Origin of the sequence: Pseudoduganella violaceinigra DSM 15887 (assembly GCF_000425385.1) — a bacterium.
GTDB lineage: Bacteria > Pseudomonadota > Gammaproteobacteria > Burkholderiales > Burkholderiaceae_D > Rugamonas > Rugamonas violaceinigra.
Map to the genome: position 1 here is coordinate 126,467 of NZ_AUDI01000020.1, position 18,716 is coordinate 145,182.

Here is an 18,716-nt window from a genome sequence, read left to right on the forward strand (position 1 = left end):
CGGTACAATGCGTCCATGAAGCCCCACGCCATCCTGTTTGACCTGGACGATACCCTGTGGCCGATCGCGCCCGTGATCGCCGAAGCCGAGCTGACCCTGCACGCCTGGCTGGCGGCGCACGCGCCCGCCGTGGCGGCGCAGTGGTCGGTGGACGCCTTGCGCGCGCACCGCGCGGCGCTGGCCGCGCAGCAGCCCGAGTTGTTGATCGACCTGGGCGCCTTGCGGCGCGCCAGCCTGCAGGCCGTGTTCGCGGCGGCCGGCGCCGATGCGGCCGGGGTGGAGGGCGCCATGGCGCACTTCGTGGCCGCCCGCAACGCGGTGACCCCGTATGACGACGTGCTGCCGGGCTTGCGCAAGCTGCGCCGGCAGGTGCAGCTGGGCACCATCAGCAATGGCAACGCCGACCTGGACGTGATCGGCCTGGCCCAGCACTTCAGCGTCTCGCTGGCGGCGGCCCGCTTCGGCGCGGCCAAGCCCGCTCCGGGCATTTTCCGCGCCGCCTGCGAGGCCCTGGGGGTGGCGCCGCGCGACGCCGTGTATGTCGGCGACGATCTGGCGCTCGATGTGGCGGGGGCGCAGGCGGCCGGCCTGCGCGCGGTGTGGATGAACCGGCGCGGCGCGGCGCTGCCGGCCGGCGCGCCGGCGCCCGACGCCATCTGCGCCAACTTTGATGAATTGCTTGCGTGGCTGGAACAACAGTTGGCAGAATAGCGTCATGCAGCTCGATCTCCGTGCCCAAACCCTGCTCAAAGCCCTGGTCGAGCGCTATATCGCCGACGGCCAGCCGGTGGGCTCGCGCGCCCTGTCCAAGATTTCCGGGCTGGAGTTGTCGCCGGCCACCATCCGCAACATCATGGCCGACCTGGAAGAGCAGGGCTATGTGGCCAGCCCGCATACCTCGGCCGGGCGGGTGCCGACCCCGCGCGGCTACCGCATCTTTGTCGACACCCTGCTGACGGTGCAGCACATCGACGAGCGCGCCGTGCAGGCCGGCCTGCAGTCGGCCTCGCCGCAGCCGCACAAGCTGATCGCCAACGCGGCCCAGATGCTGTCCTCGCTGACCCAGTTCGCCGGCGTGGTGCTGGCGCCGCGCCACGAGTCGGTGTTCCAGCAGATCGAATTCCTGCGCCTGGGCGACAAGCGGGTGCTGCTGGTGATCGTCTCGCCCGGCGGCGATGTGCAAAACCGCATCCTGCTGACCGACGTCGACTACACGCCGGCCCAGCTGCAGCAGTCGGCCAACTTCATCAACCAGCACTATTCCGGCCTGTCCTTCGAGGAGGTGCGCGGGCGCCTGCAGCTCGAACTGCGCCAGCTGCGCGACGATATGGGGCGCCTGATGCAGGCGGCGGTGGAGGCGGGCAGCGCCGCCATGGCCGAATCGGCCGAGGAAATGGTGATTGCCGGCGAGCGCAACCTGCTGTCGGTGGCCGAGCTGTCCTCGAACATGAGCTCACTGCGCGCCATGTTCGACTTGTTCGAGCAAAAGACCGGCCTGATCCAGCTGCTGGACGTGTCGTCCAAGGCGTCCGGCGTGCAGATTTTCATCGGCGGCGAGTCGCAGCTGGTGCCGATGGATGCCATGAGCGTGGTCACCGCGCCGTATGAGGCGAACGGCAAGATTGTCGGTACGCTGGGGGTGATCGGGCCGACCCGCATGGCCTACGAGCGGGTGATCCCGATTGTCGATATCACCTCGCGCCTGCTGTCGAATGCCCTGAGCAACCACTAGCGCGGCGCGATGGGGGCCGGGCCGCGCTGCTTAGTGCTCTGCTTAGTGCTTGTGCGGGCACTGCAGCTTGGTGCAGCTGCCGTAGATGGCCAGGGCGTGCTCGGCGATCTTGAAGCCGCGCTCGGCGGCGATGCTTTGCTGGCGCTGTTCAATTTCTTCATCGACGAATTCTTCCACGCGGCCGCAGTCGAGGCAGACCAGGTGGTCGTGGTGGGAACCTTCGTTGAGTTCGAAAATCGCCTTGCCGCTTTCGAAATGGTTGCGATTGAGCAGGCCGGCCTGCTCGAACTGGGTCAGCACCCGGTAGACGGTGGCCAGGCCGACATCCATATTCTCGGCCAGCAGCAGCTTGTAGACATCCTCCGCCGTCAAATGGCGCACGGGGCTGCTCTGGAAAATATCGAGGATTTTCAGGCGCGGCAGGGTCGCCTTGAGGCCGGACGCCTTCAGGTCGGTGGGGCTGTTACTCATGTTTGCTAACGTCAGTTGCGGGAAGTGCTTTATGATATAGCGTTTTAGGCACTTCTGCTCACGGAATTGAGGTTTCATAACATGCGTCTGACCCCGCTGTCTTTGTTGCAACGTAGCGCGCCGCTGCTGGCGGCCGCCCTCCTGGCCGCCTGCGCCAGCCAGCCGGCCACCGTGGCCCCGGTCGAAGCCTCGCAGGGCGCCCAGACCACGCAAATCACGAAGGCGCAGAAGTTCCTGTGGTTCTTCTCGCCGTACCGCCCCGACATCCAGCAGGGCAATTTCGTCTCGCAGGAAATGCTGGCGCAGCTGAAGCAGGGCATGAGCAAGGACCAGGTCAAGTTCCTGCTGGGCACGCCCCTGATGGCCGACCCCTTCCACGCCCAGCGCTGGGACTACCCGTTCCGCCTGGACAAGGGCAACGGCGAGCTGACCACCAGCGTGGTGGTAGTGTTCTTTGGCAAGGATGACAAGGTCGAGCGTTTCGAAGGCGGCAACCTGCCGTCCGAACAGGAATACATCGCGCGCATCGCCGGTCCGATCAAGGACTTCAAAAAGACCGAGGATGCCAAGGGCAACCTGACGCCGGGCAAGGCGCCGCTGCCGGGCGGCCAGGAATCGGGCACCAAGCAATAAGGAAGAGCAGATGAAGCCAATGAATATCGCCATTGCCGGCGCCAGCGGCCGCATGGGCCAGATGCTGATCGCCGCGCTGCAGCAGGCGCCCGATGCGCGCCTGGCGGGCGCGCTGGAGCGCGCCGGCGCGCCGGCCATCGGCAGCGACGCCGCCGCCTTCACCGGCGCACGCGCCGGCGTGGCCATCACGGACGACCTGGCGGCCGGCCTGGCCGGGGCCGAGGTGCTGATCGACTTCACCCGTCCGGAAGCCACCCTGGCCCACCTGGCCTACTGCGCCGCGCACGGCGTCAAGCTGGTGATCGGCACCACCGGTTTCGATGCCGCCGGCAAGGCCGCCATCGCCGCCGCGGCCGAGAAGACCGCCATCGTGTTCGCGCCCAACATGAGCGTGGGCGTGAACGTCACGCTCAAGCTGCTGGAATTTGCGGCCAAACAGTTCGACCTCGGCTACGACATCGAAATCATCGAGGCGCACCACCGGCACAAGGTCGACGCGCCGTCCGGCACCGCCCTGAAGATGGGCGAGGTGATCGCCGACGCGCTCGGGCGCGACTTGAAGGCATGCGGCGTGTTCGCGCGCGAAGGCGTGACCGGCCCGCGCGACCCGTCCTCGATCGGCTTTGCCACCGTGCGCGGCGGCGACATCATCGGCGACCATACGGTGATGTTCGCCACCGAGGGCGAGCGCATCGAGATCAGCCACAAATCGTCCTCGCGCCAGCACTACGCCAACGGCGCGCTGCGCGCGGCGCACTTCCTGGCCGACAAGCAGCGCGGCCTGTACGATATGTACGACGTGCTGGGCCTGAACGGCTGATGGCGCACTTCACCTTCGCCAGCTATTGGCAGCGCGGCGATGCGCTCTCGCACGCCGTGGCCTATCTGCTGCTGGCGATGTCGCTCGCGTCCTGGTTCTTCATCCTGTGGAAGGGCTGGGCCGCCTGGCGCATCCGGCGCGCGGCGCCGGCGGTGCAGGCGTTCTGGGACGCGCCCACGGTGGCCGACGGCGTGGCCCTGATGGCCGCGCGCGACCAGGAGGGCGTGTTCGCCGCCGTGGCCCAGGCCGGCGCGGGCCAGCTGGCGCACGCCAGGGCCGGCAGCATCGCCGCCGAGATGGGGCGCGGCGAGCAGGCCACGCGCGTGCTGCGCGACGCCATCCACGTCGCGACCACGCGGCTGGAGTCGGGCCTGACCCTGCTGGCCTCGATCGCCTCGACCGCGCCTTTTGTCGGCCTGCTGGGCACCGTGTGGGGCATCTACCATGCGCTGGCGGCGGTGTCGGCGGCCGGCACGGTGCAGATCGACAAGGTGGCAGGGCCGGTGGGCGAAGCCCTGATCATGACCGGGGTCGGCCTGACGGTGGCGATTCCGGCGCTGCTGGCGTACAACGGCTTTAACCGTATCAACCGTATCACGCTGTCCGAGCTGGACGCGTTCGCGCACGACTTGCACGCTTACCTGACCAGGGAGTGAGCCCATGGCCTTCGGCGCCTTCAACCACCACCGGCAAAAGGAATCCATGGCCGACATCAACGTCACGCCGATGGTGGACGTGATGCTGGTGCTGCTGGTGATCTTCATCATCAGCGCGCCGATGTTTACCAACGCGGTGCAGCTGGACTTGCCGAAGGCGCAGGCCAGGGCGCTGCCGCAGGAGGCCGACACGGTGACGCTGGCGATCGACGCCGCCGGCACGGTGTACTGGAATAACGATGCCTTGCCGCCGGGCGCGCTGGAACAGCGCCTGGCCGAGGCGGCGGGCTTGCCGCAGCAGCCCGATTTGCAGCTGCGGGCGGACAAGGATACCCGCTATGAAGTGGTGGCCCAGGTGATGGCGGCGGCGCAGTCGCACGGCCTGACCCGCATTGGGTTTGTCACCGATCCGAAGGAAAAGAAATAATGGCGATTGCCACTTTGAACGGCGCCGTGATCGGCGATGCAGCGGCCTTCCACGCGGCCTGCCAGGCCGAGCTTGGCTTCCCGGCCGGCTACAGCGCGACCATCGATGCCTGGGTCGATTGCCTGTCCTACCTGCGCGACGAGGACAATATGACGCGCTTCAAGCTCAAGCCCAACGAGATGCTGGAGATCGTCATCACCGATGCGGCGCAGATGCCGGCCGAGCTGCTGGACGAGATTCGCTTCTGCGTGGGCGGCATCAACGAGCGTTACGACGATTACGGCGAGCGGCCGGCGTTGAAGCTGACCTTGCGCTAACACCGGTAAACCGGTGTCAGACCCGCAGGGTCTGACACCGTCGGCGCTGCGGCCGTGACTCCGGATTAGCGGGTTTGTTCGCCCGGGGCCAGGGTCAAGACGTCAAAGCCGGTTTCGGTCACCGCGACCATATGTTCCCACTGCGCCGACAGCGAGCGGTCGGCCGTGACCACGGTCCAGCCATCGGGCAGGGCGCGCGTGGCGTGCTTGCCGGCGTTGATCATCGGTTCGATGGTAAACACCATGCCCGGCTGCAGCAGCAGGCCGGTATCCGGGCGGCCGTAGTGCAGCACCTGCGGGTCTTCGTGGTAGACCATGCCGATGCCGTGGCCGCAATAGTCGCGCACCACGCTGTAGCCGGCCGCCTCGGCCAGCCGCTGGATGGCGTGGCCGACGTCGCCCAGGCGATTGCCGGGACGCACGGCGCGGATGCCGGCCCACATGGCGTCGTAGGTCACTTCGCACAATTTCTGCGCCGCCTTGGACGGCGTGCCGACGTAATACATGCGGCTGGTGTCGCCGAACCATTCATCCTTGATGACGGCCACGTCGATATTGATGATGTCGCCGTCCTTGAGCACTTTTTTCGGGCTCGGGATGCCGTGGCAGACCACCTCGTTGACCGAGGTGCAGACGGTGCCGGTGAAGCCGCCGTAGCCGACATTGGCCGGGATGAGCTGCTGGGTGTGGACGATGTAGTCGTTGCACAGCTGGTCGAGCTGGGCGGTGGTGACGCCCGGCTTGACGTGCGGCGCGATGAAGGTCAGCACCTCGGCCGCGAGCTGGCCGGCGGCGCGGGCCAGCTCGACCTGCTCGGGGGTCTTGATCAGGATGGATTTGTTATTGCGTTTGCGCATAAGGGGTGCATGGTATCACGCGACCCTCTCCCTGTCGAAATGCGGGTTTTCAATCAGGCCGAGCAGGTTGCCGAACGGGTCGGCCAGCTCGGCCACGAGGATGCGTTCGCCCACTTCCTGGATATCGGAGTGAATGCTCGCTCCGAGCGCGACGATGCGCTTCACTTCCTTGGCCAGGTCGTCCACGCCCCAGTAGGCTTGGACGCCGGCCTTGACGGGTTCGCCGTCGGGCACTAGGCCCAGCTCGAAGCCGCCGATTTCAAAGCCGACATAAAAAGGCTGGTCGAAATAGGGCTTGGTCTGGAAGACCTTGCTGTACCAGGCCTTGCCGGCGGCCAGGTCGGGGGTCGGGTAGATGGCGGTGCGCAAGCCTTTGATCATGCTGTTCTCCTCGTGGTGGGTGGTGGATGGCGGCATCTTGCCACGCCGCGCGGTGCGCCGATTGGACAAATGGAAAGCCGCCTCAGGGCGCGGCCAGGCAGCGCTCGGCCAACTGGCGCGCCATCGGCACGGCATAGCCGTCCGGCATGCTGCCGGGCGCCGCGCTGGCCAGCTGGAAGGCCCCTTGCATCAGGGCCAGCAAGGCTGCCGCCAGGGCGGACACGCCGTGCAGGGCCTGGCCGCGGGCGGCCAGGCAGGCGCCCAGCAAGTCTTCCAGCAGGGCCCGTTCGGCCGCGATGGCTTCCTGGTACACGGCGCGCACCTCGGGCAGGCGCAGCGCTTCGGCGCCGATGACGACCCAGGCCGCCACCGCGCGCGGGTCGGCGCCCGCGCCCTGACCCAGGCGCGCGTCGAGATAGGCCTGCAGGCGCGCCTGCGGGGTGGCGGCATCGGCCGCCAGGGCCAGGTAGCGCTGCTGGGCCAGCTGGGCCAGCGTCTTCACCAGCTCCAGCAGGATCTCGCCCTTGGTCTTGAAATGGTAGTGGATCAGGCCCGGCGCCAGTCCCGCCGCCTGGGCGATCAGCTGGATGGTGGCTTTCTCGTAGCCGTGTTCGGCCATCGTGGCCAGCAGGGCTTGCACGATTTCACTGCGGCGTTGGGCGGTCTTCGGGCGGCGCGACATAGGCGATAAATTTTGGTTGAGTAACCAAATTATAGTTGAATCCGGCCGCCGCTTGCGCTACCGTTTGAATATTGGTCGGATAACCAAATTAAGGGGTGAGGCATGAAAATGGGACTGTTGGCGTTTTTGACGCTGATGAACGTATTGAACTTTGCGGACCGCTTCCTGATCCAGGCCTTTGCGGTGGACATGAGCGCCGACTTGCACTTGACCAACGTCGAGTACACCTTGCTGACCGGCTTTGTCTTCACCACCTTCTACACCCTGGTGGGCCTGCTGATGGGCGCCCTGGCCGATCGCGTCCACCGGCCGCGCCTGATGGCCGGCGGCATTCTGTTATGGAGTGCCCTGACAGCGGCCACCGGCGCGGCCGCCAGCTTCGTGCAGCTGGGCCTGATCCGCATGGCCATCGGCGTCGGCGAGGCAAGCCTGACCCCCGCCGCGCTCGGCTTGCTGGGGGAGGCCTTCAGCCGCCGGCGCCGCGCGTTTGCCGCCGGCTGCTATTACCTGGGCGCCCCGCTCGGGATCGGCGCTGCCTTCATGGTCGCGGGCAGCCTGGGGGCGCGCATCGGCTGGCGCCCGTGCTTTTACGTGCTGGGGGCGCTGGGCGTGTTGTGCGTGCCCTGGATGCTGCTGCTGCGCGAGCCGCGCAGCGGCCACATGGGTGGGGCGGCCGCGACGCGCCGTCCGCTGCGGCACGCCATGGCCGAGGTGCGCGGGGCACTGGCCCGTTCCGGCGCGCTGCGCCTGGCCGTCGTGGGCGGCGTGCTGGTGATCTTCGCCCAGGGTGCCCTGGTGCTGGACCAGTTATGGCTGGTGCAGGAGCGCGGCTTTGCCAAGCAGCAGGCGCAGAATCTGGCGGGACTGATGTTCCTGGCCGGCGGCGTGGCCGGCGCTATCCTCGGCGGCCTGGGCGGCGATTGGCTGCAGGCGCGCCGCCCCGACGGGCGCTTGCTGTTCCTGGCTGCGATTTACCTGCTGGGGGTGCCGGCCGCCTTCATGTACCGCGTCGCCGATCCCGCCAGCGCCGCCTTCTATCCCTGCATGTTTATCGGCAGCCTGATGGTCACGGTCGGCTATGGTCCCATCTTCGCCTGCGTGCAGGACCTGGCGCCGGAACAGGTCAAGTCGACCATGACGGCGTTCCTGATCCTGTGCATGACCTTGTTCGGCACCTCGGCCGGTAACCTGGCCGTCGGCGCGCTGGCCGACGCGTTCCGCGCGGCTGCCGTGGCGGCGCCCATTACCAGGGCGGCCTGCATTGTCATGGCGCCCTGGCTGCTGGCCATTCCCTGCTTCCTGCTGGCGGCGCGCCGGCTGCGCCGCGAATCAGTCGAGCAGCAGGTCTTCGGCGCGGCGGCTGGCCATGCGCCGCTCTTGCCGGTCAGGACGTAAGCGCGGCGCGAAATGGTCTTCGGGCGGCAGGGCGCGGGCGCATGGCGGCGGCGCCGGTGCTGGCGTCTGTGCCTGGGCGGCAGCATGGTGGTCGCCGCCACGCGCTGGCGCTTCCTGCGTCTGGCGCAGGCGGGTGGCGGGCGTCCATTCACGCGTGCCGGGCATTTGAATTTGAATCGCTTGCCAGGCGCTGCGTGTCGACCCGAGCGTCATTTGCGCGAACTGGTTGGGCGACATCAGCATGCCATGGTGGACCAGGTCGTCCCCCACGATTGCCGCGTAGCGCGTCGCGCTATGGCTGGAAATCCGCAGCCGTGTGCCGTCGGGCAAGAAGACTTTTTTCCACAAATAGCCATGCTGGCCCGACGGCTTGGCCAAGTCCGCCTGGCGTTGCAGCCAGTCGCGGATGGCCAGATCGGCAATGCCGGCGGCGTCGAGTTGGCCGCCCTGCTCTTCCCGGTAGGCGAGCAAGGCGCGCAAGGTCGACTCGGAGATGGCGATACAAAGGTTGGGTGGCATGATTCTCTCCCTCGCGAGAACTGTAGATTTTTGGCCCCAATTGGCCAGGAAAAGATAGATTTCAGTAGATTTTTCGGCGCTTTTTTGCGATTTATTCTTTTAGACAAGCGAAATCGCAAAAGTTCCCCGAAAATCTACCTAAATCTACGTTTTCACCTACTGGTGGCAGGACAAAATCTACAGTTCTCGCGAGGGGCCGGGAAGGCTCACCGTTGACCGACATGGACGTCGGGTGACGCCCCGGTGAAGTCGTGGAAGTCGCGGATCAGGTGGGACTGGTCGAAATAGCCGCTGTCCAGGGCCAAGGCAGCCCAGTCACGGCCCTGCTGGCCGGGGCTGGCTGCCAGGGCGGCGGCGCGGGCGCCGCGGAAGCGGCAAATGCGGGCGAACAGCTTGGGCGAGAGCCCGACATGGTCGCGGAACTGGGCGGCGAGGTACTGGCGCGAGACACCCAGGGCAGCGGCCAGGGCGTCGATGCGCACGGCGCCGCCGCTGGCTTCGAGTGCAGCGACGGCGCGCAGGGCCAGGGCCTGGCCGGCCGGCGCGGCGGCGGCCGCGCGCGCAGCGAGGGCGTTGGCGGCGCGGGCGCCGGGCGGGGCCACGGCCAGCCGGGCATACAGGGCCTCGGCCAGCAGCGTCAGGCGTTCGGCATCGTTGCGGGCCACCGACCACAGGGCATCGCCCAGGCGCGCGGCCGCCGCGCGGCCCCACAGCTGGTCCAGATCGGCGCGCTGGTCGGCCAGGCCGGCCAGGGGCAGCGGCCCGAGGAACAGGCTGGCCGCCCCCGGGCGGAAGCGTACCGCCACCGTGCGCACCGGGCGCGCCGCCGGCACATCGCACCAGGTGCTCATCATGCCGACAAAGAAGGCGGCGCCGCTATCCTGCCACAGGATATCGGTGCAATTATCCGGCAGCACCCGGTGCGTGACGGGCGCCAGGGCGGTGGCGGCCGGGGCCTCGGCCAGCCACAGGCAGTCGACCAGGCCGGCCAGGCCCGGCGGCGGAGGAAATTCCTGATATTTCATTCTGACGCGCCGCACCAATGCATTGTTATAATGTCCGGTTCATATCCCTCTATTTTAGTGCGCTCCATCATGCAAGAAAAATATAGTCCAGCAGACGTTGAACAAGCCGCCCAATCGCACTGGAAGGCGATCGACGCCTACAAAGCCGTCGAAAACGACCCGCGTTTCCCAAAAGGCAAGTATTACGCCTGCTCGATGCTGCCCTATCCTTCGGGCAAGCTGCACATGGGCCACGTGCGCAACTATACGATCAATGACGTGATGTACCGCTATCTGCGGATGAACGGCTACAACGTGCTGATGCCGATGGGCTGGGACGCTTTCGGCATGCCGGCGGAAAACGCGGCGATGGCCAATAACGTGCCGCCGGCGCAGTGGACGTATTCGAATATCGCCCACATGAAGGAGCAGATGGAGTCGATGGGCCTGGCGATCGACTGGTCGCGCGAGATGGCCGCCTGCAAGCCGGAATACTATAAGTGGAACCAGTGGATGTTCCTGAAGATGCTGGAGAAAGGCATCATCTACCAGAAGACCGGCACCGTGAACTGGGATCCGATCGACCAGACCGTGCTGGCCAACGAGCAGGTGGTCGACGGGCGCGGCTGGCGCTCGGGCGCGCTGATCGAAAAGCGCGAAATCCCGATGTACTACATCCGCATCACCGACTACGCCGACGAGCTGCTGGAGTATGTCGACCACAAGCTGCCGGGCTGGCCTGAGCGCGTGCGCATCATGCAGTCGAACTGGATCGGCAAGTCGACCGGCGTGCGCTTCGCCTTCCCGCACCAGATCAAGGGCGCGGACGGCCAGTTGATCAACGACGGCAAGCTGTATGTGTTCACCACCCGTCCCGACACCGTGATGGGCGTGACCTTCTGCGCCGTGGCCGCCGAGCACCCGCTGGCCGCCCACGCCGCGCAGGGCAAGCCGGCACTGCAAGCCTTCATCGCCGAATGCAAGATGGGCTCCGTGATCGAAGCCGACATGGCGACCATGGAGAAGAAGGGCATGCCGACCGGCCTGTTCGTGAGCCACCCGATCAGCGGCGAGCCAGTCGAAGTCTGGATCGGCAACTACGTCCTGATGACTTACGGCGACGGCGCCGTGATGGGCGTGCCGGCGCACGACGAGCGCGACTTCGCCTTCGCCAAGAAATACCAGCTGCCGATCAAGCAGGTGATCGCCGCCGAAGGCCAGACCTTCAGCGACGCCGCCTGGCAGGAATGGTACGGCGACAAGGCCGTTTCCGTGGTAACCCACTCCGGCAAGTACGACGGCCTGCGCTACAGCGAAGCGCTGGAAGCCATCGCCGCCGACCTGGCCGCCAAGGGCCTGGGCGAGAAGAAGACCACCTTCCGTCTGCGCGACTGGGGCATCTCGCGCCAGCGCTACTGGGGCACCCCGATCCCGATGATCCACTGCGCCGCCTGCGGCGCGGTGCCGGTGCCGGAGAAGGACCTGCCGGTGGTGTTGCCGGAAGACTGCGTGCCGGACGGCACCGGCAATCCGCTGAACAAGCACGCAGCGTTCTTGCAGTGCGACTGCCCGCAATGCGGCAAGCCCGCGCGCCGCGAGACCGACACCATGGATACCTTCGTCGACTCGTGCTGGTATTACATGCGCTATACCTCGCCTGGCTCGAACGAGGCCATGGTCGACGCCCGCAACGATTACTGGATGCCGATGGACCAGTACATCGGCGGCATCGAGCACGCCGTGCTGCACCTGTTGTACGCGCGCTTCTGGACCAAGGTGATGCGCGACTTCGGCCTGGTGAAATTCGACGAGCCGTTTGTCAACCTGCTGACCCAGGGCATGGTGCTGAACGAGACCTACTACCGCGAAGACGCGGCGGGCAAGAAGACCTGGTTCAATCCGGCCGATGTGGACCTGACCACCGACGAGCGCGGCCGCCCGGTGTCGGCGTTGCTGCGCGGCGACCAGGCGCCGGTGCAGATCGGCGGCACCGAGAAGATGTCCAAGTCGAAGAACAACGGCATCGACCCGCAAGCCCAGATCGAGCAGTACGGCGCCGACACCGCGCGCCTGTTCACCATGTTCGCCTCGCCGCCCGAGCAGACCCTGGAATGGTCCGGCTCCGGCGTGGAAGGCTCCAACCGCTTCCTCAAGCGGGTGTGGAACTTCGGCTACGCCCAGCGCGACGCGATCCGCGCCGCCGGTGCGCCGCTGGCCGTTGCCGCCGCCACCGACGACGGCAAGACCCTGCGCCGCGAGCTGCACAAGGTGCTGCAGCAGGCCGACTACGACATCAAGCGCATCCAGTACAACACCGTGGTCTCGGCCTGCATGAAGATGCTGAATACCCTGGAGTCGGCCAAAGGCGTGGAGCCGGCCGTGCTGGCCGAGGGCTATGCCATCTTCCTGCGCCTGCTCAATCCCGTGGCGCCGCACATCACCCACGTGCTGTGGCAGGAAATGGGGTACCCGGGCGATATCCTGGACGCGGCCTGGCCGCAGGTCGACCCGGCCGCGCTGGAGCAGTCCGAGATCGAGCTGATGATCCAGGTGAACGGCAAGCTGCGCGGCGCGGTGAAAGTGCCGAAGAGCGCCGACAAGGCCGCCATCGAAGCGGCCGCCCTGGCCGAGGAAAGCGTGCAGAAATTCCTGGAAGGCGCGCCGAAAAAGGTCATCGTGGTGCCGGGCAAGCTGGTCAACATTGTGGTGTAATCGGAACATGACGACGACTCTCACTTCCCGCGGCGCCGTGCGCCGCACCTGGCTGGCGCTGGCGGCGCTGGGCGTGGCCGCCGTGGCCAGCGGCTGCGGCTTCCATCTGCGCGGTTCGGGCGGCAGCTACACGCTGCCCTTTAACGCCATGTACGTGGGCTTGCCGGAGTCGTCGCCGCTGGCGATCGACTTGAAGCGCAATATCCGCGTCAACGGCCACACCAGCGTGGTGGCGCGCGCCGCCGACGCCGACGGCGTGATCGAAGTGCTGACCAATCCGGAAAAGACGCGCACCAAGTCGATCCTGTCGCTCAACAGCAACGGCCGCGTGCGCGAATACCTGCTCAGCTACAACATCCTGTTCCGCGTCACCGACAAGGACGGCAAGGAGCTGCTGGCGCCGACCCAGATCACGCTGGGCCGCCCGCTCGCCTTCGATGAAAGCCAGCTGCTGGCCAAGGAACAGGAGGAAGCCTTGCTGTACAAGGACATGCAGACCGACCTGGTGCAGCAGATGATGCGCCGCATGGCCGCCATCAAGCCGGGCGCGCCGGCCACGGAATCGGCGCCGTCCGGCGTGCTGCCGGGCGTGCTGGTGGCGCCCGACACCACCCGCTAAGGCCGCCATGCAGCTGCGCGCCGACGCCCTGGACGGCCACGTCGCCAAGACGCTGGCCCCGCTGTACGTGATCACCAGCGACGAGCACTTGCTGGCGCTGGAGGCGGCCGACAAGATCCGCCGCGCGGCGCGCGCCCAGGGCTATTCCGAGCGCGAAGTGCTGTCGGTCGAGCGCAATTTCAAATGGGGCGAGCTGCTGGCCGCGAACCAGGCCATGAGCCTGTTCGGCGACAAGAAGCTGATCGAGCTGCGCATTCCGTCCGGCAAGCCGGGCAAGGAGGGCGGCGCCGCCCTGCAGGCCTACGCCAAGGACCTGTCGCCCGACAACCTGACCTTGATCACCCTGCCCAAGCTGGACTGGCAGACGCAGAAGGCGGCCTGGGTGGCGGCCCTGCAGCAGGCCGCCGTCTACATCGACATCCCCGCCATCGAGCGCAGCGCGCTGCCGGGCTGGATCGCCCAGCGCTTGGCCGCGCAAGGGCAGAGCGCCGAGCGCGCCAGCCTGGACTTCATCGCCGACCGCGTCGAAGGCAATCTGCTGGCGGCGCACCAGGAAATCCAGAAACTGGGCCTGCTGCACGCGCCGGGCAAGCTGGCCCACGAGCAGGTGCAGGACGCCGTGCTCAATGTCGCACGCTACGACGTGTTCAAGCTGTCCGAAGCCATGCTGGCGGGCGACACCGCGCGCCTGATCCGCATGCTGGAGGGCCTGCAGGGCGAGGGCGAGGCGCTGCCGCTGGTGCTGTGGGCCGTCTCCGAAGAAATCCGCACGCTGCTAAAATTAAAGGCAGGCATGGCGCAGGGCCGCCCGCTGCCGGCGCTGCTGAAGGAATACCGCATCTGGGGCCCGCGCGAGCGTCTCATGGAGCCGGCGCTGCGGCGCATCTCCCTGGCCACGCTGGAGGCGGCCATGCAGCAGGCCGCCCAGGTCGACCGCATGGTCAAGGGCCTGCGCGCCAAGGCCTTCGCCGGCGACCAGTGGGACGCCATGCTGCAGCTGGCATTGAAAGTCGCAAAAGGTTAAAGACATGGATATTCAGCAGTATATGCAGGACATCGGCCGGCGCGCCCGCGCCGCCTCGCGCGCCATGGCGCGCGCCGACAGCGCCACGCGCAACCGCGCGCTGGAGCTGATCGCCGCCGCCATCGAGCGCGAAGCCGCGGTCCTGCGCGCGGCCAACCAGCAGGACCTGGCCGCCGCGCGCGCCGCCGGCCTGGCGCCGGCCATGCTGGAGCGCCTGACGCTGTCCGACAAGGCTATCGCCACCATGGTCGAAGGCCTGCGCCAGATCATCGCGCTGCCGGACCCGGTGGGCGAGATCAGCAACGTGAAAATCCGCCCCTCCGGCATCCAGGTCGGCCAGATGCGCGTGCCGCTGGGCGTGATCGCCATCATCTACGAAGCGCGCCCCAACGTCACCGTCGACGCGGCCGGCCTGTGCATCAAGAGCGGCAACGCCACCATCCTGCGCGGCGGCTCGGAGGCGATCCACTGCAACCGCGCCCTGGCCAAGCTGGTGGCTGAGGGCCTGGCGGGCGCCGGCCTGCCGGCCGACGGCGTGCAGGTGGTCGACACCACCGACCGCGCCGCCGTGGGCGCCCTGATCACCATGCCGCAGTACGTCGACGTGATCGTGCCGCGCGGCGGCAAGGGCCTGATCGCGCGCCTGATGGAGGAAGCCACGGTGCCGATGATCAAGCACCTGGACGGCATCTGCCACGTCTACATCGACGCCCGTGCCGACATCGGCAAGGCGCTGGAGATCGGCTTCAACGCCAAATGCCACCGCTACGGCACCTGCAACACCATGGAAACGCTGCTGGTGGCGCGCGCCGTCGCCGCCGAGGTGCTGCCGCCGCTGGCCGCGCGCTACGCCACCGAAAAAGTGGAGCTGCGCGCCGACCCCGAAGCCTACGCCATCCTGGCCGGCGCCGGCTACGCCCACCTGGCGCACGCCAGCGAGCAAGACTGGGCCACCGAATACCTGGCGCCGATCCTGGCGGTGCGGGTGGTGGACGGCCTGGACGCCGCCATCGAACACTGCAACACCTGGTCCTCCCAGCACACCGAAGCCATCGTCACGGAAGACTACTCGGCCGCCATGCGCTTCCTGCGCGAAGTCGACTCCGCCTCGGTGATGGTGAACGCCTCGACGCGCTTCGCCGACGGCTTCGAATACGGGCTGGGCGCCGAGATCGGCATCTCCAACGACAAGCTGCACGCGCGCGGCCCGGTCGGCCTGGAAGGCCTGACCTCCCTCAAATACGTGGTGTTCGGCCACGGCGAAACGCGAAAGTAAACGATGCTCTGGATCAAAGCGCTGCATATCGTCTTCATCGTCTCCTGGATGGCCGGGCTGTTCTACCTGCCGCGCATTTTTGTCAACCTGGCGCTGGAAACGCCGGGCCCGACCAGCGAGCGGCTGTTGACGATGGCGCGCAAGCTGTACCGCTTCACCACCGTGCTGGCGCTGCCGGCGGTGGTCTTTGGCATCTGGCTGGTGGTGCTGCAATACGGCGCGAACATGCCGGGCTGGCTGCACGCCAAGCTGCTGGGGGTATTCCTGGTACTGGGCTACCACCACGCCTGCGGCGCGCTGCTGAAAAAATTCGAACGCGGCGCCAATCGCCGCGGACATGTGTTCTACCGGTGGTTCAATGAAGTGCCGGTGCTACTGCTGCTGGCGATCGTGGTACTGGTCGTCGTCAAGCCATTCTAAAACCGGACAACCGGTGTCAGACCCGCAGGGTCCGACACCTGGCCCGGGACAGCCGCGTAACGGTGTCCGACCCGATGGGTCGGACACCGCCTTACCGGTTTTAAACTTCACAACGGATAAAGGGTCCCCCACATGCCATCCTATTTCTGCCCATGCCCGCGCGGCCTGGAAGCCGCCCTGGCGGAAGAACTCACTGAAATCGCCGCCATGAGCCCCACGCTCAAGGTGCACAACCAAGTCCCCGGCGGCGTGCACGCCTCGGGCGACCTGTACGACGCCTACCGCATCAACCTGCACTCGCGCATCGCCTCGCGCGTGCTGATGCGCATGGGCGTGTGCCACTACCAGAACGAAAACGACATCTACGACCTGGTGCTGGGCCAGCCCTGGGAAGAATGGTTCGGCGTGCAGCACACCATCCGGGTCGACGTCACGGCCATCAAATCGCCGCTCAAATCGCTGGAATTCACCACGCTGAAGATCAAGGACGCGGTGTGCGACCGCTTCCGCGACATGTACAACAAGCGGCCCTCGGTCAATACGCGCGAGCCGGACATGCGCATCTTCGGCTTCCTCGACCAGCGCCAGTTCATGGTCTACCTCGACACCTCGGGCGAAGCGCTGTTCAAGCGCGGCTGGCGCAGCGAAACGGGCGACGCCCCGCTGCGTGAAAACCTGGCCGCCGGCCTGCTGCGCGTCGCGGGCTGGAAGCCGGGCATGCCGCTGTTCGACCCCATGTGCGGCTCCGGCACCATCCTGTGCGAAGCGGCGCAGATGGTGCAGGGCATCCCGCCCGGCGCGCGGCGCCGCTTCGCCTTCGAACAATTCCACGACTTCGACCCGGCGCCGTGGCAGCAGATGAAGAGCGACTTCAAGCCTCACCCGCTGCCGACCGAACCGACGATTTTCGGCTCCGACATTTCCGGCGACATGGTGGCGATGGCGCGCCACAACCTGAAGAGCGCCGGCATCCTGTTCGAGGTGCCGCTCAAGCAGATCGAAGCGCAGCAGGTGCAGGCGCCGACGGCCACGCCGGGCATCCTGTTGACCAACCCGCCGTACGGCGAGCGGATCGGCGTGCGCGGCGACGCCAGCCTGGAAGAAGACGAGCTGGCCAAGAGTTTCTACAGCGCCTTCTCGAGCACGCTCAAGCAGCGATTCAGCGGCTGGACCGCCTACCTGTTCACGGCCGACCTCGGTCTGCCCAAGCTGCTGCGCCTGAAGGAATCGCGCAAGACGCCATTCTTCAACGGCGCCCTGGAATGCCGACTGTTCCGCTTCGACATGGTGGCCGGCTTCAACCGCAAACCGGCTAGCGAATAAAAAGCCGGGGTCAGTTCTGGCAATCGGACACGGGCTCGGCTGCGCAAGCCGGGGGCAGGTCGGACACATGAACAATTTGCGGATACATTGTGGCTCTCCTTGCCCCGGCCCGGGCCGCAAATCATCCATTTGACAGACCTGACCCCGTGCACACGCCGCCAGCCGACGACCCTTCTTCGATTCCCGCGCCGGACGCGCCGCAGCGCAAGCCGCTGGGGCCGGGCGCCCTGGCGGCGGTGCTGGCCAGCCTGTCGATGCTGGGCCCTTTTTCCATCGACGCCTACCTGCCCGCCTTCCCGAATATCCAGGCGACGCTGCATGCGACGCCGCTGCAAGTGCAGCAAACCCTGACCGCGTATATGCTGGCGTTCGCCGGCATGGTGCTGTGGCACGGCGCGCTGTCGGACGCGTTCGGCCGGCGCAATGTGATCCTGGTGTCGCTGGTGGCTTTCCTGCTTGGCACGGTGGGCTGCGCTGCCGCCCATTCGGTGCAATACCTGTGGTTCTTCCGCGTGCTGCAAGGAGTGTCGGCGGGGGCCGGCGTGGTGGTGGGGCGCGCCATCATCCGCGACCTGTACGCGGACGCCGCCGCCGCGCGCCTGCTGTCGATGGTGACGATGATCTTCTCGATCGCACCCGCGGTGGCGCCGGTGCTGGGCGGCTTCATTGTCAAGTATTCGGACTGGCGCAGCATCTTCCTGGCGCTGGCCGGCTACACGGTGGGCCTGTTCATCGTCTGCTACCGGCGCCTGCCCGATACCCTGCCACGTGAGAAGCGCCAGCCCTTCAACCCGCGCTACCTGTGGCGCAACTACAGCGCGATCCTGTCGGCGCCGCGGTTCCACCTGAAGACGGGCGTGGTGGCCTTCAATTTCGCCGGCCTGTTCCTGTACATCACGGCCGCGCCGGTGGCGCTGCCAAGCCAGCTGCACCTGGGCCCCGATCAATTCGCCTGGCTGTTCGTGCCGGCCGTTTCCGGCATCTTCCTGGGCGCCCTGGCCGCCAACCGCATCGCCGGCAAGACCAGCTTCGCGCGCCAGATCGGCTTTGGCTTCGGCTTCCTGGTCACGGCGGCCGGCGCCAATGTGCTGCTGCATGCGCTGGCCGCGCCCGCCTTGCCGTGGAGCGTGCTGCCGCTGTTCTTCTACACCTTCGGCATGTCGCTGGCGGCGCCTGCGGCCACGCTGCTGGCGCTCGACCTGTTCCCGCATATCCGCGGCACGGCGGCATCGGTGCAATCGTTCGCCACCACGCTGCTGGGGGCGGTCGTGGCGGGCGTGCTGGCGCCGCTGGTCTCGCATTCGCTGCTGTGGCTGGCCTGCGGCCAGCTGGCGCTGACCCTAACGGCCTTGGGGCTGTGGTTGACGGCGCGCCAGCTGCGGCGCAAAATAATTCCGATTTGAAAATATAATTGATCAAATGTAATTAACTAGCACTAGTGCAGCGCT

The 18,716-nt window shown here is 66.9% G+C and carries 21 protein-coding genes; 15 read left to right on the forward strand and 6 right to left on the reverse strand.

The window, feature by feature from the left end:
- Positions 1 to 15 precede the first annotated feature (15 nt).
- On the forward strand, positions 16 to 711 hold the full coding sequence (locus H597_RS0113915) for an HAD family hydrolase (protein WP_028102688.1): 696 nt from the start codon (positions 16 to 18) through the stop codon (positions 709 to 711).
- 4 nt (positions 712 to 715) lie between these two features.
- On the forward strand, positions 716 to 1,732 hold the full coding sequence (gene hrcA, locus H597_RS0113920; RefSeq protein WP_028102689.1) for a heat-inducible transcriptional repressor HrcA: 1,017 nt from the start codon (positions 716 to 718) through the stop codon (positions 1,730 to 1,732).
- 42 nt (positions 1,733 to 1,774) lie between these two features.
- On the opposite strand, the gene fur is transcribed toward hrcA, so the two are convergent.
- Complete coding sequence (gene fur / locus H597_RS0113925) at positions 1,775 to 2,203, reverse strand: ferric iron uptake transcriptional regulator (RefSeq protein WP_028102690.1); 429 nt, start codon at positions 2,201 to 2,203, stop codon at positions 1,775 to 1,777.
- Between the two features lie 81 nt (positions 2,204 to 2,284).
- Between fur and H597_RS30865 the strand changes: the two genes are divergently transcribed.
- The 5 genes from H597_RS30865 to H597_RS0113950 are packed head-to-tail and all read left to right on the forward strand — an operon-like array spanning position 2,285 to position 5,056.
- Complete coding sequence (locus H597_RS30865; protein ID WP_083941094.1) at positions 2,285 to 2,836, forward strand: outer membrane protein assembly factor BamE; 552 nt, start codon at positions 2,285 to 2,287, stop codon at positions 2,834 to 2,836.
- Positions 2,837 to 2,846: 10 nt separating this feature from the next.
- The gene (dapB, locus tag H597_RS0113935; RefSeq protein WP_028102691.1) at positions 2,847 to 3,656 is read left to right on the forward strand and encodes a 4-hydroxy-tetrahydrodipicolinate reductase; all 810 of its coding nucleotides are present in this window, start codon (positions 2,847 to 2,849) and stop codon (positions 3,654 to 3,656) included.
- Entirely contained in the window at positions 3,656 to 4,312 is a 657-nt protein-coding gene (locus H597_RS0113940; protein WP_035374177.1) for a MotA/TolQ/ExbB proton channel family protein, read from the forward strand. Before dapB ends, H597_RS0113940 begins: the two co-directional genes overlap by 1 nt.
- A gap of 4 nt (positions 4,313 to 4,316) precedes the next feature.
- Entirely contained in the window at positions 4,317 to 4,739 is a 423-nt protein-coding gene (locus tag H597_RS0113945) for an ExbD/TolR family protein (protein ID WP_028102693.1), read from the forward strand.
- Complete coding sequence (locus tag H597_RS0113950) at positions 4,739 to 5,056, forward strand: barstar family protein (RefSeq protein WP_028102694.1); 318 nt, start codon at positions 4,739 to 4,741, stop codon at positions 5,054 to 5,056. Before H597_RS0113945 ends, H597_RS0113950 begins: the two co-directional genes overlap by 1 nt.
- 65 nt (positions 5,057 to 5,121) lie before the next feature.
- Here the strand turns inward: H597_RS0113950 and map are convergent, their stop codons facing one another.
- From map to H597_RS0113965, 3 genes are read right to left on the reverse strand one after another with little or no spacing between them, the layout of a single operon-like run.
- On the reverse strand, positions 5,122 to 5,913 hold the full coding sequence (gene map / locus H597_RS0113955; RefSeq protein WP_028102695.1) for a type I methionyl aminopeptidase: 792 nt from the start codon (positions 5,911 to 5,913) through the stop codon (positions 5,122 to 5,124).
- Between the two features lie 15 nt (positions 5,914 to 5,928).
- Positions 5,929 to 6,330, reverse strand: coding sequence for a VOC family protein (locus tag H597_RS0113960; protein WP_229632168.1), 402 nt, complete (start codon positions 6,328 to 6,330; stop codon positions 5,929 to 5,931).
- Between the two features lie 46 nt (positions 6,331 to 6,376).
- Positions 6,377 to 6,976 (reverse strand): TetR/AcrR family transcriptional regulator, encoded by a 600-nt coding sequence (locus tag H597_RS0113965; RefSeq protein ID WP_028102697.1) that lies wholly within the window; start codon positions 6,974 to 6,976, stop codon positions 6,377 to 6,379.
- A gap of 102 nt (positions 6,977 to 7,078) precedes the next feature.
- On the opposite strand from H597_RS0113965, the gene H597_RS0113970 reads away from it, so the two are divergent.
- Entirely contained in the window at positions 7,079 to 8,371 is a 1,293-nt protein-coding gene (locus H597_RS0113970) for an MFS transporter (protein ID WP_028102698.1), read from the forward strand.
- Here the strand turns inward: H597_RS0113970 and H597_RS0113975 are convergent.
- Complete coding sequence (locus tag H597_RS0113975; protein WP_028102699.1) at positions 8,306 to 8,890, reverse strand: hypothetical protein; 585 nt, start codon at positions 8,888 to 8,890, stop codon at positions 8,306 to 8,308. The genes H597_RS0113970 and H597_RS0113975 overlap by 66 nt on opposite strands.
- Before the next feature lie 206 nt (positions 8,891 to 9,096).
- Positions 9,097 to 9,915: an AraC family transcriptional regulator gene (locus tag H597_RS0113980; protein WP_028102700.1), complete on the reverse strand. Its 819-nt coding sequence runs from the start codon at positions 9,913 to 9,915 to the stop codon at positions 9,097 to 9,099.
- A gap of 69 nt (positions 9,916 to 9,984) precedes the next feature.
- On the opposite strand from H597_RS0113980, the gene leuS reads away from it, so the two are divergent.
- The 7 genes from leuS (at position 9,985) to H597_RS0114015 (ending at position 18,671) form a co-directional block, all read left to right on the forward strand.
- Positions 9,985 to 12,606 carry a leucine--tRNA ligase gene (gene leuS, locus H597_RS0113985; protein WP_028102701.1) on the forward strand — a complete coding sequence of 874 codons (2,622 nt, stop codon included), beginning with the start codon at positions 9,985 to 9,987 and terminating at the stop codon, positions 12,604 to 12,606.
- A gap of 7 nt (positions 12,607 to 12,613) precedes the next feature.
- On the forward strand, positions 12,614 to 13,225 hold the full coding sequence (locus H597_RS0113990) for an LPS-assembly lipoprotein LptE (protein ID WP_028102702.1): 612 nt from the start codon (positions 12,614 to 12,616) through the stop codon (positions 13,223 to 13,225).
- A 7-nt stretch (positions 13,226 to 13,232) separates the two neighbouring features.
- Positions 13,233 to 14,249, forward strand: a complete 1,017-nt coding sequence (holA, locus tag H597_RS0113995) for a DNA polymerase III subunit delta (protein WP_028102703.1) — start codon at positions 13,233 to 13,235, stop codon at positions 14,247 to 14,249.
- Positions 14,250 to 14,253: 4 nt separating this feature from the next.
- Complete coding sequence (locus tag H597_RS0114000; RefSeq protein ID WP_028102704.1) at positions 14,254 to 15,525, forward strand: glutamate-5-semialdehyde dehydrogenase; 1,272 nt, start codon at positions 14,254 to 14,256, stop codon at positions 15,523 to 15,525.
- Between the two features lie 3 nt (positions 15,526 to 15,528).
- Complete coding sequence (locus H597_RS0114005; RefSeq protein WP_028102705.1) at positions 15,529 to 15,945, forward strand: CopD family protein; 417 nt, start codon at positions 15,529 to 15,531, stop codon at positions 15,943 to 15,945.
- Positions 15,946 to 16,077: 132 nt separating this feature from the next.
- Positions 16,078 to 17,268 carry a THUMP domain-containing class I SAM-dependent RNA methyltransferase gene (locus H597_RS0114010; protein ID WP_229632169.1) on the forward strand — a complete coding sequence of 397 codons (1,191 nt, stop codon included), beginning with the start codon at positions 16,078 to 16,080 and terminating at the stop codon, positions 17,266 to 17,268.
- Between the two features lie 179 nt (positions 17,269 to 17,447).
- Positions 17,448 to 18,671, forward strand: a complete 1,224-nt coding sequence (locus H597_RS0114015) for a multidrug effflux MFS transporter (protein ID WP_051293786.1) — start codon at positions 17,448 to 17,450, stop codon at positions 18,669 to 18,671.
- Positions 18,672 to 18,716: the final 45 nt, after the last annotated feature.